Source organism: Paraburkholderia antibiotica (genome assembly GCF_012927125.1).
Classification (GTDB): Bacteria; Pseudomonadota; Gammaproteobacteria; order Burkholderiales; family Burkholderiaceae; genus Paraburkholderia; species Paraburkholderia antibiotica.
On sequence record NZ_JABBFZ010000017.1, the window covers coordinates 66,129 to 81,535 of the forward strand.

Here is a 15,407-nt window from a genome sequence, read left to right on the forward strand (position 1 = left end):
GATTGCGCTGCCCGTTAGCCTGTTTCATGAGAATGGCAGCGCTGGTGTACCGAATGCTGCGTTGCTCGCGCGAGTTGCGCGGAGCAATGTAACTGCCGATTGACCGGTCGTAGCTGGCGGGCGGGAATAGCGAACGGTCACGCGAAGTCTTTCTCTGCTCATGCATACCTTGCAGGCGATGGCCGCATAACGAGCCAGTAGCTTGGCACGCAAAGCGAAGTGTGACGCCGGTAGAGTCCATTCCTGATCGAAGGAATGGTGGCAGGATGCGAGGTGAGCGAGGGTGCGGAACTCTGGGTGCCCCCTCGATCTTTATGGGCGCCACATTACTATGGCCTCGGGTTAAAATATTCCGCAATCGTTAAGGATGCCAAACTTTATTTATTCACCTTAAGGGGTGGCGCTGGCTCAGGTTATTCATTGCGCGGGGCAGATCGCTAGTGCTCCGGAAATTCCAGCGCAGTCCACTATTGATGTGCGCCGCCCTCGGCGCGCCGCCAGCGCGGTGATTGAGTTGATGGCCGATGGCCTCGGACACATAGGCGACAGTGTCTTGTTGCGCGATGCCATTGAAGCCGCGCAACGCCTGCTCGCGTCGAGCGCACTGGATAGCACAGCGTCAGCCGCCGCAAATCAGCCCGCGGGTTACCCCATGCGCTTGTCCGCCGCGCTAGCGCATCGCGCGCTGCGTGCCCACGGAATGTCGTGCCGGTTGTGCGCCCGTTGTGTCGGCAATGGCAGCGCGGCGAATGGTCGCTACTTGCGGGGCACGCAATACTTTCGCGATGCCACTGAAGCGAAGGGATAGGGCCGACAGGACTCGGAGCGGGTCTGACGTGGCAGATGACCGTTTCCAGCCATCGGGTGTTGCCGCTGGGAACATCCTCGGCTTGAGCGGACGTATGCAGTTGCGGCGAACATGTGGCAAGCGCCAAAATCGATTGCACAGTGCCGAACTTTGTCGCGTTGAGCAAGGGCTAGATCTACGCCGTAAGGCTCCGGTTTAACGCGGCGCGGACCGAATGCGACGCGGTTTGCGAAAGTGATAGCTTTTGATCGCAGATCTAGTTGAAGGTGGAAGAGGGCAACCGACCACTGATCTGCGTTGATCGAATTGGCCCACGCAGCGCCTACACGGTCCCGGAAAGCAAAAAGCCCAGTCGCGATGACTGGGCTTTTGCTTGAATTCTCTGGGGTGGCTGATGGGACTCGAACCCACGACGACAGGAATCACAATCCTGGACTCTACCAACTGAGCTACAGCCACCACTAACGTCTGCTTGACTTGTTTTAAAAACTTGTCTCGCCAACGAAGAAACGAGATTATAGGGACTAGTTTTGCGTTTGCCTAGTCCTTTATTCAAAAATTTCGATGGGCTCGCGCAGATGCTGTCTTGCTTCGTCGAAGATAGCCAGATCGCGCGCCGCGAGCCGCTTGCTGTCGGACAGCACACGACGCCAGCCACGCGCGCCCGCTTCGCCGCGATAAAGGCCGAGCGCATGGCGCGTGATCGCGCCGAGATACGTGCCGCGCGCCATTTCCGCCGCGCAATACTCGATCAGTTGCGCTTCGACCTGCTCACGCGTCAGCGGTGCATCGGTCGCTCCGTAGAAGCGCGCGTCCACGTCGGCGAGCACGTACGGGTTGTGATAAGCCTCGCGCCCGAGCATCACGCCGTCGACGTGCTGAAGATGCGTTTCGACTTCGTCGAGCGTCTTGATGCCGCCGTTGATGATGATCTCCAACTGCGGAAAATCGCGCTTCAACTGATACGCGTAGTCGTATTTGAGCGGCGGAATCTCGCGATTTTCCTTCGGGCTCAGACCCTTCAGGATCGCGTTGCGCGCGTGGACGATAAACACTTCGCAGCCCGCCTCGGCAATCGTGCCGACGAAATCGCGCACGAAGCCGTATTCCTCGACCGCATCGACACCGATCCGATGCTTGACGGTCACCGGCACCGACACGACGTCGCGCATCGCCTTCACGCAATCGGCGACGAGTTGCGGCTCGTTCATCAGACACGCACCGAATGCGCCGCGCTGCACGCGCTCGGACGGGCAGCCGCAGTTCAGGTTGATTTCGTCGTAACCCCATTGCTCGCCGAGCTTGGCCGAACGCGCGAGATCGTCGGGCTCGCTGCCGCCGAGTTGCAACGCGACCGGCGCTTCCGCGGGCGTAAACGCGAGATGACGCGGCACGTCGCCGTGCAGCAGCGCGCCGGTCGTCACCATTTCCGTGTACAGCCACGTGTGACGCGAAATCATCCGATGCAGCGAACGGCAATGACGATCCGTCCAGTCCATCATCGGCGCGACGGAGATGCGGCGGGGGCTGGGGGAGTGAGGTAAAGACATGGGACGGCCAGACGGGTTGAACCAAAACAGTAATTTTACCGCAAGGCCTGCAAGCGCCGCGGGCGAAGGCTCGATCAGTGCGGTGAGGAAGGCGCCCGCCTCGGGGGGGATGCGTCGGCGTGTCGACGTTCCCCCTCGCGTAACAGTTCAGGCGGGAAAGCCCACCGGAATCAGATAGATGACGGTTTGCCCGGCGGGCAAACCGAGCGCTTGTGCTGCCGGCGCTCCATCGACGGCGGCCACCGGCACCGCCACCAGCCCGAGCGCGGTGGCTTGCAGCAACATGTTCTGCGCAGCGTGTCCGACCTCGTAGCTCGCGTACGGGTTGGCTCGCGCGCCATATCGCGCGGCGAGCCGACTGGGATCGTAGGCCACCACCAGCAATGCCGGCGCTGCCCCAACCGATGCCTGCCCGAGTGCCAGCGACTTGAGCTTGGGGCGCAAATCGGCCGAGGCCCGCGTCTCGGCGCGGTGGCCCTGAGGCAGGTAGTGCATGATCTCCGTGGCGGTTACCACGTAGAGGTCGAGCGCATACAAAGCGCCGGCCGACCGCCGCGCGCTTGCCGTCCGGGCTGGTCACGCCCTGTCCGGCCCACAGCAACTGACCGATGGTGTCGACGGGCAGCGGGTCCGGGCCGAAGGTGCGCACGGACCGGCGCCGCGCGATGGCGTCCTCGAGGGAAACCGTGCCGGCAGTTTTGGGCTTCGGCAATTCGATTTCTTTGGTGTACTGCGCCGGGCTCGCCTGCGCCGGGCTGGTGGAAACCTCGGCAATCGCGCTTGCGGCCAGCACAGCCAACACTTCACGGCGTTTCATCGGGCGCCTCCTTGAGCAAAGGAACAGGTCGGCAGGCGGCCCCTGCAGCCTGGGTGAATCTCAGCATTGCACGTTTTCAAGCCTGTTTTCTACGCTGGCAAACCTCGTCGAGAGGCACAGACCTTGTGGTATCGGGGGGATGCCCCAACCGTCATGAAAGGAGAAAACTGCGGCATCGGCAAGGTGACGGTTCACAGGCGACGCAATCTGGTCGACCGGGAGGTTACGTCGACCAGTCGAACTGGAAGCCGATTAGGATCCCGGGAGGCCCCACCCGACGGCGTTCAGTCTGAACGGAGAGAGCGCGTCCGATTGTCGACGATTCGCGCGGGTATGTCGAACCTCAAGCCAGTGGTCGAATACGATTCAATGCCGATTGGGTAAAAATAACTGGCCCTGAACCGGCTAAAAAAACGCTTGGTCAACGGGGTCGGACCACTGTTGAGCCTTGTCGCGTATAGGTCTGATTGATTGTTTTCAGAAGAGGAATAGTAATTTCAGATTATCGACACAAATTTTCGATAGTAGGGGTATACACTGCCTTCACTGATGTCGCAGATACCTTACTTCATAGGCTCCTGCGACGCCTTCCTGAATGCAGTCGAAACGCTATCGGAGTCCTACCATGAAGACCAAGTTTATCGCCGCCCTGCTGGTTGCCGCTTCTGCCTCGATCGCCGCTCCCGCTTTCGCAAGCGGCTACGGCCCGGCACCGTTCTATCATCCGTCGGTTGGCGCACCGGCCTCGCAACAAGGCCAGAACGAGCAAACCGTCGCTGCCGAACGCGCCAGCAACGACTCCAATGCATACGGTGGTGTGAAGAGCGTGTCGTCGCAGTCGGGCACGCGTGCTGAACCCACTTCGGGTCCGCGCTCGGTGTTCTTCGGCCAGTAAGCCGCCGCTCGCACGGTTGAATCCGCTGCCCGTACGGGCAGCGATCTGTCAGGCGCCGCGCATCCAGTCAGGATGCCGGCGCCTGATTGCATTTGCAAGCGCATGAGCATGCTTGTCGTGCAGTTGATGCGATGCCGCTGTGCTTTGCTTTATCGGGCACCAGTCTGACGTCCAGAGTCAATCTGTTGCAATTGCGTAGCGTTGCTTGCGCTGATCGGCTCCGTCAGCCGCGCTCAGTGTCCCCGGCCTCCCATCCCGCCGCCGCTCCACGCACTTCCGCCTCCATGCACGCCGCCATAGCCGCCGCCGTGCCATCCGCCATGGCCGCCATGCCATCCGCTGTGCGGGCCATGCCAGTATCCGTGGCCGCCGTGGTAATAGCAGCACGGACCGCCGAAGCCGCCCCAGATGCCGACCGTGCCATACACCGGCGCGTACGGCGGTCCGTACGCATACGGGTAGTAAGGCTGCGGGTACGCGTAGTCATAGCCCGCGGGTGCGACCGCGCATCCGGTGAAACTCGCTGCCGCCGCTAGCAGCGTCATCGACGCCATGAGCCTGCTCACGATTTTCTCCTTGCATATAAGACGTCAGAAAATCCGCGCGCGGCAGAGTTCAGCGGCATTTGTGTCCACACGTTACTGCGCGAAAACGGTGTTATCCGTGCTTGGTTCGTGCGACGAAACCGGATCTCGCGACGTTCGTGCTTGCCCGACATTTCTCTGTGTCTGACACGCCGGATGGTCGTAACACACGGATAAGGAGGCGAAACGAAATTGAAGGCCAGGGTGATCAGGTTTCGTTCAGACAATTAGCCTTGGCCTCGACGTAGATCTGCATGCCGTGCATAGAGTGGCCATTGCTGTGCGGTCATTCGTGTGTCATTCCCGAGTGCGTACCGCGCTCTCCATTGTGTTTGCTCTCCGGACGTTGCAGCAGGGTGCGTGCCTCGATTCGGCCATCGTCGATAGGTAACCCAGAGCCCGACTTTCAGCTGGACATCGTCGTGCGCGCGCATCAAGTTCGGCGAGATATTCGTCAACAGCATCGGGCAATAAGGGAGGTGATCCGTTGCGGATCGAGCGTCATGCGTTGCGAGTGGCGGTGGAGTGTGCTTGGTGCCGAGTATCTGCATAGGGATGCAGCGCGCGTTGGCGCAACGCGATGAACACACCACACGCTTCGCCAGCAGATACCGTTCAACTTCATCAACATCGGCCTGATCCCTCTCACGCAGCCGAACGAGCTTTATTAAAAAGCTGACATTTGCCGTTGCAGACCTGACTGTCGATTTTCTCAAGGATCTTTTACGACGTACCGTCTGGTGACGACCTCAACAAGTGGCGTCGCTACCGTCACGCGTATGATGCATCGATTGCCCGCCGGCAACGCATATCGCCTGCGGACGTGACGATCGGGATAGGGTATGAAGAGGTATTGACCGACGATTTCGAAGCCTACGCATGCCGCCTGCTCGTGCATCGCGGACCCGCCTGAAATGAACGCTGTCCCGGCGTTTCACGAAACGACGCGGAGCGAGAGCATGGTCGTCGAGTTCGACGCAGACGCGCGAACCGCTTTATAGAAGCTCGATACGGCACCTGCAGCCGTGCCGCGAATTGCTCGTACCGCTACTGCAGAGTCCCGAAGAAGAACCGGTCGCAGCCGACAGACACCGCATGTCCAGACCACGAGACGCGACGTAATAAAGCGTGAACCGCGCCCCACGCATCAACGCGCGACAGCCGCACTCACATGATGCAGCACCGGATACACGCCAACGAGAAACGCCGCGTACAACGCGGCCATCGTCACGCCGGCGGCTGTGCCCCAGACGTCGCGCGAGGCGGCGCCTTGACGGAAATGCACCGGCAAGCCGACCACCACATAGCCGATCAGAAAGAACACGATGACCGCGCACACGGGCGACAGATCGTGGCCGATAAACTCGAGCAGCGCGGACAGATTGAAGTCGGGCATGGACAGGTTGGGAAACACGCAGGCGGAGGATCGGACGACGTCGAAACACAAGGTGACAGCTCGACGAACGGGGCAGACTGGGTTCGCATTCGATACCCGACGTCGCGACGACTTATGCCGATTAAAGCCTACGCACCTGCGATGCGCAAGAAAAAGACTGTATAAATTTTTTACTGACAGTGCTTGCTTGCAGCTTGCCTGTCGAGCGACTTTCAGCGGGCTTGATAAGGCTTCACGCGGCTTTCATCACGCGCGTGTCGGCGCTCGTACGAAGGCAGGTATCGACGCGTGCCTTAACGTTTGCTTCAACGTTTGCCTTCGCGTTTGCCTCAGCGTTTGCCGACCGACTTGAGCAACGGTTCGAGCAGCGGCTTCAGACCGTTGTGATCGATCTCGTGCATCAACGCGAGCAGCCGGCCGATCTCGCCGGGCGGAAAGCCTTCCCGCGCGAACCAGTTCAGATAGTGACCGGGCAGCTCGGCAATCAGGCGGCCTTTATATTTCCCGTAAGGCATTTCACGCGTAACCAGCAGTTGGAGGTGTTCGGGATTCATGGCAACGCGATGGCAAGCTGGGAGTAATCGGATGGCGAGGAATGCGCGGCAACGCGTAATGAGGCGCAACGAAACGCAACGAGGTGCAATGAGATGCAACGAAGCGCGAAGCAAAAGCATGCCGCCATGCGACGCATTCATTCACGCAGCCGGCGCATCGTCAGCGCACTGTCAACGCATGGTCAGCACAAACACGCCGCGCGGCTTCGCATTCTAGCGTGTGCAGGTCTTGCGCCGGCGTGGTAACGTCTGCGCTTTCCGATTACCTCTTCAACAGGACAAGTTAGATGGAATACCGCAGACTCGGCGACTCCGACGTGCAGGTCAGCCTGATTGGTCTCGGCACGATGACGTGGGGCGAGCAGAACACCGAACAGGAAGCGCATGCGCAGATCGACTACGCGCTCGATCATGGCGTGACCCTGATCGATACCGCCGAAATGTACCCGGTGCCGCCGCGCGCCGAAACGCAGGGCTCGACCGAGCGCTACATCGGCACGTGGCTCGCGCAGCACAAGAGCGCGCGCGAGAAGATCGTGCTCGCTACCAAGATTGCCGGCCCCGCGCGTCAGCCGCACAATCCGCGTCATATCCGTGGCGAGGGCAACCAGTTCGATCGCAAGAACCTGACCGAAGCGCTCAACGACAGCCTCAAGCGTCTGCAAACGGACTACGTCGATCTGTATCAGCTGCACTGGCCGGATCGCAGCACGATGACGTTCGGCCGCCCGGCATATCCGTGGGTCGACGACGCGTACACGGTGCCGATCGAGGAAACGCTCAGCGTGCTCGCCGAATTCGTCAAGGCGGGCAAGGTGCGCCATATCGGCGTGTCGAACGAAACGCCGTGGGGCGTCGCGCAGTTTCTGCGCGCGGCCGAAAAGCTCGGCCTGCCGCGTATCGTCAGCATCCAGAATCCGTACAGCCTGCTGAACCGCACGTATGAAGCGGGTCTGTCCGAGTACGCGCATCGCGACAACATCGGTCTGCTCGCGTATTCGCCGCTCGCGTTCGGCTGGCTGTCGGGCAAGTACGAAGGCGGCGCGCGTCCGGAAGGCGCACGCATCACGCTGTTCGAGCGCTTCCAGCGCTACAGCAAGCCGCAGGCGGTGCAGGCGACCACGCGTTACGTCGAACTCGCGAAGCGTCACGGCATGACGCCCGCGCAATTCGCGCTTGCGTTCGTCAATAGCCGGCCGTTCGTGACCAGCAATCTGATCGGCGCGACCTCGCTCGAGCAGTTGAAGGAAAACATCGCGAGCGCGGACGTGAAGCTGTCGCCGGAAGTGCTGGCTGAGATCGACAAGCTGCACGAACTACAGCCGAATCCGGCGCCGTAAGCCGTCAGTGTGAGGCGTACGTTGGAGCGGGTCGCCCGACCTGCTTCAACGTGGAAAAGGAAGTGTCAGTCGCCCCGGCTCGAATGCCGGGGCAACCTGCAGGTCATCTGCGATATCCGCAAGATCCGCAGTAACGAGGGCAATAGCGAGGCCGGTTTTTCTGCCAGCCTCAAGCGCCCGAGCCGCTTATCCCCGATGCGGCGAATTCTCGCCCAGATCCCAGAACAGTCCCGCCATCATCTGCAGGCCTTCGCGCACGACCGGGGCGAGCAGGTGTTCGTTCGGCGCATGCTGCGAGCACGCCGGATACGAATGCGGAACCCAGATCGTCGGCAGCCCGAGCGTATCGGCGAATACTTCGTTCGGCAGCGTGCCGCCGAGATTCGGCAGTACGGCGGTCTTCTTGCCGGTGGTCTGCTCGAGCGATGCGATCGCCCACGTGACCCACGGATCGTCCGGATCGAGACGCGTGGCCGGTGCGCCGCGTTCGACGTCGACCTCGACCTGCTGAAACCCGTGCGCATCGAGATGCTCGCGCAGATAGCGGCCGAGATTCTCCCAGTCGGTGCCGACCACGAAGCGCAACTGGCACACCGCGAACGCCGACGGCGGAATCGCATTGACCGGATTCTCCGGGTTGCCCGCCTTGAGCGCGAGCACCTCGAAGCTGTTCCAGCCGAATACGCGCTCCGGCGCGCTCAGGCCCGGTTCGCCCCAGTTGTCGTCGACGGTGGGGTCGCCGGGGCCGCCGCCGACCGCGATGTCGGCCAGCGCGCGGCGCACGGCTTCGGGAATCGGCGGCGGACGCAGGCCGTCGACCGCGATCACGCCGCGTGCATCGACGAGACACGCGAGCGCATTCGCGAGCACCGTCGCCGGGTTGCGCAGCAGGCCGCCCCAGTTGCCGGAGTGATGCGCGCCGTCGCGCAGGTTCAGCGACAGCTTGAAATTGACCGCGCCGCGCGAGCCGAGAAACACGGTCGGGCGGCGCGCGGCGAGACGCGGGCCGTCCGAGGCGATCAGCACGTCGGCGGCGAGTTCGTCGCGATGCGCGCGGCAGATCGCGTCGAGCCCCGGCGAGCCGGTTTCCTCGCCCATCTCGATCAGCAGTTTGGTGTTGAAGCCGAGCTTGCCGTCGCGCGCGGCGAGCGTGCTGGCGAGCGCGGCGAGGTTGATCGAGTGCTGGCCCTTGTTGTCGGCGGTGCCGCGGCCGAACCAGCGTTCGCCTTCGACCGTCACCGCCCACGGCGTCAGCGGCGCGCGCCATTGGCTGTCGTAGCCGCGCACGACGTCGCCATGACCGTAGATCAGCACAGTCGGCAGCGCGTCGCCTTCGTGGCGCTCCGCGATCAGGAACGGGCCGAAGCCGTCCACCGGGTTATCGACGATGCGGGTGCGGAAGCCGAGGCGTTGCGCCTCGGGCACGATCTCGTCGGTCAGGTAGGACAGCAGCAGCGCGCCGCGATCGCTCTCCTGGCTTTCGGTGCGAAAGCCGACGCGCCGGTTCAGATCGGCGAGAAAGGCGCCGGAGTCGAAATGTCGGGCAGCGTGTTCGATCGCCTGGGTGCGGCTCATGGGATGTCTCCAATGCGGAAATCGTGGGGAAGGGGATGCGACGCTCGATGGCCGGAGCCGCGCAACGCATCGGGGCGTGGCGGGGCGTCGTGTGAACGACAGTGAATGCCATTTTCCGGCCAACACGTTGCGACCGATTCTAGAAGCGCGTTATTTTTGTCACAATGATCGTGTTTCGAAGCTTGCGTTGCCGGAAAGGCAAAGCAGCCCAAACCCTGCCGCGCGTGCGCTGTCGCATGCGCGCCGCTCATCGTTGCAATCGACTGGAGTGAGGCGCCCAGAATGGCACGTTCCCTGCACGGCATCGCGTTGCGCTATTTCGTCGAAGTCGCGCGCAGCGGTTCGTTGAGCGACGCATCCGAGCGGCTGCACGTCGCGGTGTCGGCGATCAGCCGGCAGATCGCGCGACTCGAAAGCGAACTCGGTGCGACGCTGTTCGAGCGGCGGCCGCGCGGCATGGCGTTGTCCGAGGCCGGCGAGCGACTGCTCGGCTATGCGCAGCGCAGCCTGCTCGAAGCTGAGCACGTGATGAAGGAAATCGGCGGTCTCGCGAGTCTGCATGGCAGTCGTGTCAAGGTCGCGACCGCCGAAGGCTTCGCGGTCGACTTCCTGCCCGCCGCGATCGCGGATTTTCGTAGCGCGCATCCCGGCATCGATTTCACGCTGTCCGTGATGTCGCCGGCCGACGCAACCCGGTTCGTGCGCGACGGCGACGTCGATCTCGCGATGACCTTCAGCCTCGCGCCGGAGAAGGGCGTCAAGGTCGAGCACACCGAGCGCGCGCCGGTGCTCGCGCTGATGCGCGCGGATCATCCGCTGGCCGCGCGCGCGAAGCTGTCGCTGGCCGAGGTGAGCCGCTATCCGCTGGTGTTGTCGGAGGCGGGCACGACGATTCGTCAGTTGATCGACATTACCTGCGCGCTCGAAGGCATCCTGCTCGAGCCGGATCTGATCTGCAACAACAGCGGCTCGATGTATCGCTATGCGCAGAAGTCCGGCGCGATCATGTTCACCGGGCTGCTGACGGTGCGCGATCGCTATGAGGACGACGGCTTCGTGGTGATTCCGCTGACCGATCCGCAGATGCGCCAGCGCAGCATCCAGGTGCAGACGATGGCCGGACGCGAGCTGCCCCCGTCGGTCCGCGCGTTTCGCGATCATCTGATCGCGCGGATCGCCGACGCGAAATCGGCCGATGTGCCGGCGTCGAAAGCGGGCCGCGCACGCGGCAAGCGGGTGTCGCGGCGTACGCAAGCCGAATGAGGAATACAACGAAAAATCGCGGTGCGTGCCCGATAAACGGGCAAATGTCCTCCCGGAAGCCGAATCACGACCTAAACTGTGACGGAGGCGGCCGCCCGGATGGACGGTACCGCGAAGACGTGCTGGTGGCGGCCCGGAGAGCACCCCGTAGCGCTCGACAGCGTGCGCAACGTTCACGAGCAGCGATGACGAATAACGGTAGAACAACGACACGACCATGACAGTCTCACCGCAGGCGCACCGTGCAGCGCGTGATGCCGCGACGCGCCGGCGGCGGGCGGAATTCAACCCCAACAGCAAACGCGGCACGTCGTTCCGACGACACGCCGCCAACCACAAAGCGATAGGACCCGGACCTCAATGGCGCAACAGAAAACCAATCCGAAACTCGAGCAGGCGCTCACGCGCGGCGATCTGGCAATCCGGCAGGCCAATTCGGCGCGCGCGACCGCGTTGTTGCGTACGCTCGCGAGGATGATCGTCGATGCATCGGCGACCATCGGCGTGGAAGCCTTCACGCTGATCCACGACGGCGACAAGATTTACGATCCCGCCGACGGCCTGTGGCCGCAGGCACTGCTGATCTCGCTCGATGGTCCCGTCGAGGATTCCGATCCCGACGAACTGCGCACGGTGCGACTGATCGCGGACGATCCGGGCACGGTGTTCCGGGTCGAGTGGCAGCGCGCCGACGGCAAGATCGGGCGTCACGAGGGCGGCCCGTTCGCGACGGTCGCGTTCATCTCCGACGTCGAGATTCCGTGGACCGACGATGAGGATTGATGCGCGAGGATTGACGCACGAGCGCGTCGATTCGAGGGAGACGACGTAGCGTCGGTTCGGCGCGGGATCATGCGAAATGTGCCTACGTATGGCCGTTTTCGCATGATGCGTGGTTGGTCTCGCGAATGGAATGATGCGCGACCGACCTCGCGCGTCGCCTCGTCCCGATTTCGCGCCTACTTCATCATCCGGCGCCGAAACAGGATTGCCGACACGACGAAACCGCCGATCGCATAGGCAGCCAGCACGCTCACGTGCAGCAGCGCGTGCTCGAGTGGCCGCCCGAGCATCGCCGGGCGGATCAGATCGACCGCATTCGCGAGCGGCAACGCGGCGGTCACCGCCTGCGCGGCGGCGGGCAGTTGCGAGGTCGGAAAGAACACGCCGGAGAGCAGCAGCATCGGCGTGAGGACGAGCGTCTGGTAGAACATGAAAAAGTCGTACGACGGTGCGAGCGCCGTCACGATCATCGCGACGCTCGCGAACGCGAGGCCGGCGAGCACGATGATCGGCAGCGCGAGCAGCATCGACGGAAAATTCGCGTAGCCGAGCGCGCTGGCCACCAGCATGATCGCGATACCCGACAGCACCGACTTGCTGGCGGCCCACACCACCTCGCCGAGCACCACGTCGCCGAGCGACAGCGGCGTATGCATGATCGCTTCCCACGTGCGCTGCACGTGCATGCGCGAAAAACCCGAGTACATCGACTCGAAGCTCGCCGACATCATCACGCTCGATGCCGCCGTGCCCGCCGCGAGGAACGCGATGTACGAGACACCGTCGACGTGTCCGACCATCAGCCCGAGCCCGAGGCCCAGACCGAACAGATAGATCATCGGATCGGCGAGGTTGCCGAACATCGACGCGATCGCGAGCTTCTTCCACACCAGGTAGTTGCGGCGCCACACCGCGATCCAGTTCACCGCGTTGGCGGGGAAGGCGGCGAACGGGTGCTGCGCCGACGGCGTGCCGTCGTGGGTTTCGTAGGTGCGTGCGTCCATTGGAGGTCTCGGGTGTCGTCTCTTGTATTTCGTGCGTTTCAAGCGTTTCGTGTCGCTGTGGTGTTGTGCGTGCGGCGTGCTCAGTCCTGCATCTCGCGGCCGGTGAGCCGCAGAAACACGTCTTCGAGATTCGCCGGCCGATGCAGGTAGCGCAGATCGGCACGCCCTTTGAGCCGCGCGTGCACCGGTTGCGCGTCGTTCACGTAGCAGAACAGCGTCTCGCCGCTGATCTCGGTGCGCTCGGCGAGCGGCGCGAGTTCGTCGCGCAATGCCTGCGGATCGGGACCATAGATCTCGATCACGTCGCAGCCGATTTCCGAGGCGATCAACTCGTTCGGCGCGCCCTCGGCGATCTTGCGTCCTTCCTCGATTACGCACAGCCGATGACACAGCCGCTCGGCTTCCTCCATGAAGTGCGTGGTCAGCAGGATCGTCTTGCCGCGCGCGAGCAGCGAGCGCAGCCGCTCCCAGATCAGATGACGCGCCTGCGGATCGAGCCCGGTGGTCGGTTCGTCCATGATCAGCACGTCGGGATCGTTGATCAATGCGCGCGCGAGCGTGAGGCGTCGTTTCATGCCGCCCGACAACTCGCTCACGCGCGCGTCGGCCTTGCTTTCGAGGCGCGCGAATTCGAGCAGTCCAGGCACCGCGTCGCGACACTGCGCGGCGCTCAGGCCGAAGTAGCGGCCGAACACCAGCAGGTTTTCGCGCACGGTGAAATCGGGATCGAGGTTATCGAACTGCGGCACCACGCCGACGCGCGAACGCGCGATCCGCGCGCGACCCGGAATCGGCTCGCCGCACAGGCGAATCGCGCCGGCGTCGGGCGACGCGATGCCGAGCAGCATCCGCAGCGTCGTGGTCTTGCCCGCGCCGTTGGGGCCGAGCAGGCCAAAGCATTCGCCGGCGTTCACATGGAAGGACAAACCGTCGACGACCGTTTTTTCGCCGTAGCTCTTTCTGACCTGGTGGAATTCGATGGGTGCGGCGGGCATAGATCGATCGAGGCTCCAAGGAACGCGCAGCACATGCGACGCGCCTGCGCGGCCGGAATGGCCGGTAAGCAATCGCCTATTCTAGGGTATCGCTTGGCGCGGCGAACGCGTGTCCGGGAACGCGTCATGCATGCGATGTTGGTGATGTTGGTGCCAGGCGCGCTGTCGGTGCGGGTGTAGTTGGGCAGCGCGTGGTGGGATGCGCGCCGTGGTGGCGGTTGCACGAAACGCGGGAACCTGCGTCGGTACCGCGCCGGCGGGCAACGTAGCCGAAACCAGGCGCGCACCATGGGCTGCGAGAGGAAGGACAAACTGACGCTCCGCGTTTTGCACCGCCGCATCCGCATGCACGATCCCGGCCGCTATCGCCCAACGCCTGTGCAGACTGGATCACGATGCACCGGTGATGCACTTAGCGTTTTCCATCTCTTGCAAGTCGAATTGCGGCGCACCATGATTGATTCAGACCGCGCTTTCCGCGCGAAGGGAGAAAACGATGGCGAGCTACCAGAAAATCCTGTTGTGCTACGACGGCTCGCGCGAAGGCCGCAAAGCCCTGCGTTGCGGCGCCGATCTGGCATTGGACCTGAAGGCGGAAACGCATTTGCTTTCCGTCGTCGACATGCGTTCGAGCATTGCGCAAAGCGCGGGGCTGTTGACCGATGTCGCCTGCGGCAGCTTTGAAAAAACCGCCCGCGAAATTCTGCAGGAGGGCGTGAACTGGCTGACCGAGCGCGGCGTGAACGCGCAAGGGCATTTCGCATTCGGCCATCCGATCGACGAGATCGCCAACCTCGCCAACGAATTGCAGGTCGATCTCGTGGTGGTCGGCCATCGCTGCCGGACCGGTTTGTCGCGCTGGTGGATGGGGGCGGGCAATACGCCGCTACTCGACCGGGTGTCGTGCAGCATTCTGGTGGCCTGTTCATCCGGGCAGGAACAGCAGCAGGCCGCCGCGGCGTAGCGGGATTGAGTGGGATTCGTACCGCTCGCGGTTGGGAGGCGGGCGGCACGGCTTGAATGGCTTCGCAGCGAGGCGGCTGATGCGGAGCGATCGGAATATGTCGCCTATCTGGCTGGCTTCATGTTGCCGGGCTCATGCGGATGGGCCGCGATGGCCGGCTTCCGAAGCGCTGGGAGCGGATAACCCGCGACGTCTCCGCTCCCCCCGCTTTCACATCATTCGTTCAGATTGATCGCCGCGAGCTTCCACGTGATCAGGCCTTCGCGCCGGAAGATCGCCGAGTAATTCGCGTTGCCTTCGCCACGCTGGTAGGTGACGGCAAATTCATTGAGGCTGCGATAGCCGGCCGTGCCTTTTCGTTCGGGCGGCGCAGCGTTGGGTTGACTACCGTTGTCGGCCGCGGCGGGCGCTGCGTCGGTACCGCCGGCTGGTGGCGCGGCGGGTTGCTCGCCTGGCGTGCCGCGCGGCGGCATGCCGTTGAGCAGCGCCGAAACGCCGTCGGGCGTTGCGTACGCGTCGACCAGCGGACCAATCAGCGTGACGCCGATCACCGCGCCGATCGTGGCCATCTTGTTACCGGCGTCGGCTTCGAGCCGGCGCGTCAGCATCGCGCCGACCTGCTGCTTCAGGCTGTCGCGTAACGCGGGAAAGTCGACGTATTGATTGACCGTTTGCACGTCTCGCGCATCGGCCGCGCGTTTCAGATTGTTCACCGCGATATACGGCGACGCATAAACAAATCCCAGCGCGGCAATCACGATCACCACAACCAGCGTGATCAGCAGTGGCCGGGTGGCGCTGCCCTGAATACGTTTCGGAACTCTCATCGAATGGGACTCCCCGTCAGTAATGATCTAACGTGGACCACGGCGAGGTCGA

At 63.0% G+C, this 15,407-nt stretch carries 14 protein-coding genes and 1 tRNA gene; 5 read left to right on the plus strand and 10 right to left on the minus strand.

All coding sequences use genetic code 11. The features are described from left to right. Nucleotides 1-1,191 precede the first annotated feature (1,191 nt). The 3 genes from HHL14_RS24305 to HHL14_RS33300 form a co-directional block, all read right to left on the minus strand. Nucleotides 1,192-1,267 (minus strand) — tRNA-His (locus HHL14_RS24305). A gap of 89 nt (nucleotides 1,268-1,356) precedes the next feature. Beyond that, on the minus strand, nucleotides 1,357-2,358 hold the full coding sequence (dusA, locus tag HHL14_RS24310; RefSeq protein ID WP_169500132.1) for a tRNA dihydrouridine(20/20a) synthase DusA: 1,002 nt from the start codon (nucleotides 2,356-2,358) through the stop codon (nucleotides 1,357-1,359). Nucleotides 2,359-2,505: 147 nt separating this feature from the next. Next, nucleotides 2,506-2,895, minus strand: a complete 390-nt coding sequence (locus HHL14_RS33300; RefSeq protein ID WP_230413175.1) for a nitroreductase family protein — start codon at nucleotides 2,893-2,895, stop codon at nucleotides 2,506-2,508. Between the two features lie 905 nt (nucleotides 2,896-3,800). On the opposite strand from HHL14_RS33300, the gene HHL14_RS24320 reads away from it, so the two are divergent. Then, complete coding sequence (locus HHL14_RS24320; RefSeq protein WP_169500133.1) at nucleotides 3,801-4,070, plus strand: hypothetical protein; 270 nt, start codon at nucleotides 3,801-3,803, stop codon at nucleotides 4,068-4,070. Between the two features lie 233 nt (nucleotides 4,071-4,303). Here the strand turns inward: HHL14_RS24320 and HHL14_RS24325 are convergent, their stop codons facing one another. From HHL14_RS24325 to HHL14_RS24335, 3 genes are all read right to left on the minus strand, one after another. Next, nucleotides 4,304-4,636, minus strand: coding sequence for a hypothetical protein (locus tag HHL14_RS24325; protein ID WP_169500134.1), 333 nt, complete (start codon nucleotides 4,634-4,636; stop codon nucleotides 4,304-4,306). A gap of 1,165 nt (nucleotides 4,637-5,801) precedes the next feature. Further along, complete coding sequence (locus tag HHL14_RS24330; protein WP_169500135.1) at nucleotides 5,802-6,050, minus strand: hypothetical protein; 249 nt, start codon at nucleotides 6,048-6,050, stop codon at nucleotides 5,802-5,804. Nucleotides 6,051-6,379: 329 nt separating this feature from the next. After that, on the minus strand, nucleotides 6,380-6,604 hold the full coding sequence (locus HHL14_RS24335; protein WP_169500136.1) for a DUF3820 family protein: 225 nt from the start codon (nucleotides 6,602-6,604) through the stop codon (nucleotides 6,380-6,382). Nucleotides 6,605-6,891: 287 nt separating this feature from the next. On the opposite strand from HHL14_RS24335, the gene HHL14_RS24340 reads away from it, so the two are divergent. Continuing rightward, nucleotides 6,892-7,944 carry an NADP(H)-dependent aldo-keto reductase gene (locus tag HHL14_RS24340; protein ID WP_169500137.1) on the plus strand — a complete coding sequence of 351 codons (1,053 nt, stop codon included), beginning with the start codon at nucleotides 6,892-6,894 and terminating at the stop codon, nucleotides 7,942-7,944. A 186-nt stretch (nucleotides 7,945-8,130) separates the two neighbouring features. On the opposite strand, the gene HHL14_RS24345 is transcribed toward HHL14_RS24340, so the two are convergent. Further along, the gene (locus HHL14_RS24345; RefSeq protein ID WP_169500138.1) at nucleotides 8,131-9,519 is read right to left on the minus strand and encodes a M20 family metallopeptidase; all 1,389 of its coding nucleotides are present in this window, start codon (nucleotides 9,517-9,519) and stop codon (nucleotides 8,131-8,133) included. A gap of 282 nt (nucleotides 9,520-9,801) precedes the next feature. Here HHL14_RS24345 and HHL14_RS24350 point away from each other — a divergent pair, with 282 nt between their 5' ends. Both HHL14_RS24350 and HHL14_RS24355 read left to right on the plus strand, forming a co-directional pair. Next, complete coding sequence (locus HHL14_RS24350) at nucleotides 9,802-10,782, plus strand: LysR family transcriptional regulator (RefSeq protein WP_169500139.1); 981 nt, start codon at nucleotides 9,802-9,804, stop codon at nucleotides 10,780-10,782. 360 nt (nucleotides 10,783-11,142) lie between these two features. Continuing rightward, on the plus strand, nucleotides 11,143-11,565 hold the full coding sequence (locus tag HHL14_RS24355; RefSeq protein ID WP_169500140.1) for a hypothetical protein: 423 nt from the start codon (nucleotides 11,143-11,145) through the stop codon (nucleotides 11,563-11,565). Between the two features lie 176 nt (nucleotides 11,566-11,741). On the opposite strand, the gene HHL14_RS24360 is transcribed toward HHL14_RS24355, so the two are convergent. Both HHL14_RS24360 and nodI read right to left on the minus strand, forming a co-directional pair. Continuing rightward, nucleotides 11,742-12,569 (minus strand): ABC transporter permease, encoded by an 828-nt coding sequence (locus tag HHL14_RS24360; RefSeq protein WP_169500141.1) that lies wholly within the window; start codon nucleotides 12,567-12,569, stop codon nucleotides 11,742-11,744. 80 nt (nucleotides 12,570-12,649) lie between these two features. Beyond that, complete coding sequence (gene nodI / locus HHL14_RS24365; protein ID WP_169500142.1) at nucleotides 12,650-13,564, minus strand: nodulation factor ABC transporter ATP-binding protein NodI; 915 nt, start codon at nucleotides 13,562-13,564, stop codon at nucleotides 12,650-12,652. A 496-nt stretch (nucleotides 13,565-14,060) separates the two neighbouring features. Here nodI and HHL14_RS24370 point away from each other — a divergent pair, with 496 nt between their 5' ends. Next, nucleotides 14,061-14,528 (plus strand): universal stress protein, encoded by a 468-nt coding sequence (locus tag HHL14_RS24370; protein ID WP_169500143.1) that lies wholly within the window; start codon nucleotides 14,061-14,063, stop codon nucleotides 14,526-14,528. Between the two features lie 215 nt (nucleotides 14,529-14,743). Here the strand turns inward: HHL14_RS24370 and HHL14_RS24375 are convergent, their stop codons facing one another. After that, nucleotides 14,744-15,355, minus strand: coding sequence for a DUF2939 domain-containing protein (locus HHL14_RS24375; RefSeq protein WP_169500144.1), 612 nt, complete (start codon nucleotides 15,353-15,355; stop codon nucleotides 14,744-14,746). Nucleotides 15,356-15,407: the final 52 nt, after the last annotated feature.

What these genes read in the sequence shown, in the direction of transcription:
- HHL14_RS24345 (WP_169500138.1), bottom strand. Translation starts at nt 9,519, where the DNA reads ATGAGCCGCACCCAGGCGATCGAACACGCTGCCCGACATTTCGACTCC.
- HHL14_RS24370 (WP_169500143.1), top strand. Translation starts at nt 14,061, where the DNA reads ATGGCGAGCTACCAGAAAATCCTGTTGTGCTACGACGGCTCGCGCGAA.
- nodI (WP_169500142.1), bottom strand. Translation starts at nt 13,564, where the DNA reads ATGCCCGCCGCACCCATCGAATTCCACCAGGTCAGAAAGAGCTACGGC.
- HHL14_RS24375 (WP_169500144.1), bottom strand. Translation starts at nt 15,355, where the DNA reads ATGAGAGTTCCGAAACGTATTCAGGGCAGCGCCACCCGGCCACTGCTG.
- HHL14_RS24355 (WP_169500140.1), top strand. Translation starts at nt 11,143, where the DNA reads ATGGCGCAACAGAAAACCAATCCGAAACTCGAGCAGGCGCTCACGCGC.
- HHL14_RS24350 (WP_169500139.1), top strand. Translation starts at nt 9,802, where the DNA reads ATGGCACGTTCCCTGCACGGCATCGCGTTGCGCTATTTCGTCGAAGTC.
- dusA (WP_169500132.1), bottom strand. Translation starts at nt 2,358, where the DNA reads ATGTCTTTACCTCACTCCCCCAGCCCCCGCCGCATCTCCGTCGCGCCG.
- HHL14_RS24330 (WP_169500135.1), bottom strand. Translation starts at nt 6,050, where the DNA reads ATGCCCGACTTCAATCTGTCCGCGCTGCTCGAGTTTATCGGCCACGAT.
- HHL14_RS24335 (WP_169500136.1), bottom strand. Translation starts at nt 6,604, where the DNA reads ATGAATCCCGAACACCTCCAACTGCTGGTTACGCGTGAAATGCCTTAC.
- HHL14_RS24360 (WP_169500141.1), bottom strand. Translation starts at nt 12,569, where the DNA reads ATGGACGCACGCACCTACGAAACCCACGACGGCACGCCGTCGGCGCAG.
- HHL14_RS24340 (WP_169500137.1), top strand. Translation starts at nt 6,892, where the DNA reads ATGGAATACCGCAGACTCGGCGACTCCGACGTGCAGGTCAGCCTGATT.
- HHL14_RS24320 (WP_169500133.1), top strand. Translation starts at nt 3,801, where the DNA reads ATGAAGACCAAGTTTATCGCCGCCCTGCTGGTTGCCGCTTCTGCCTCG.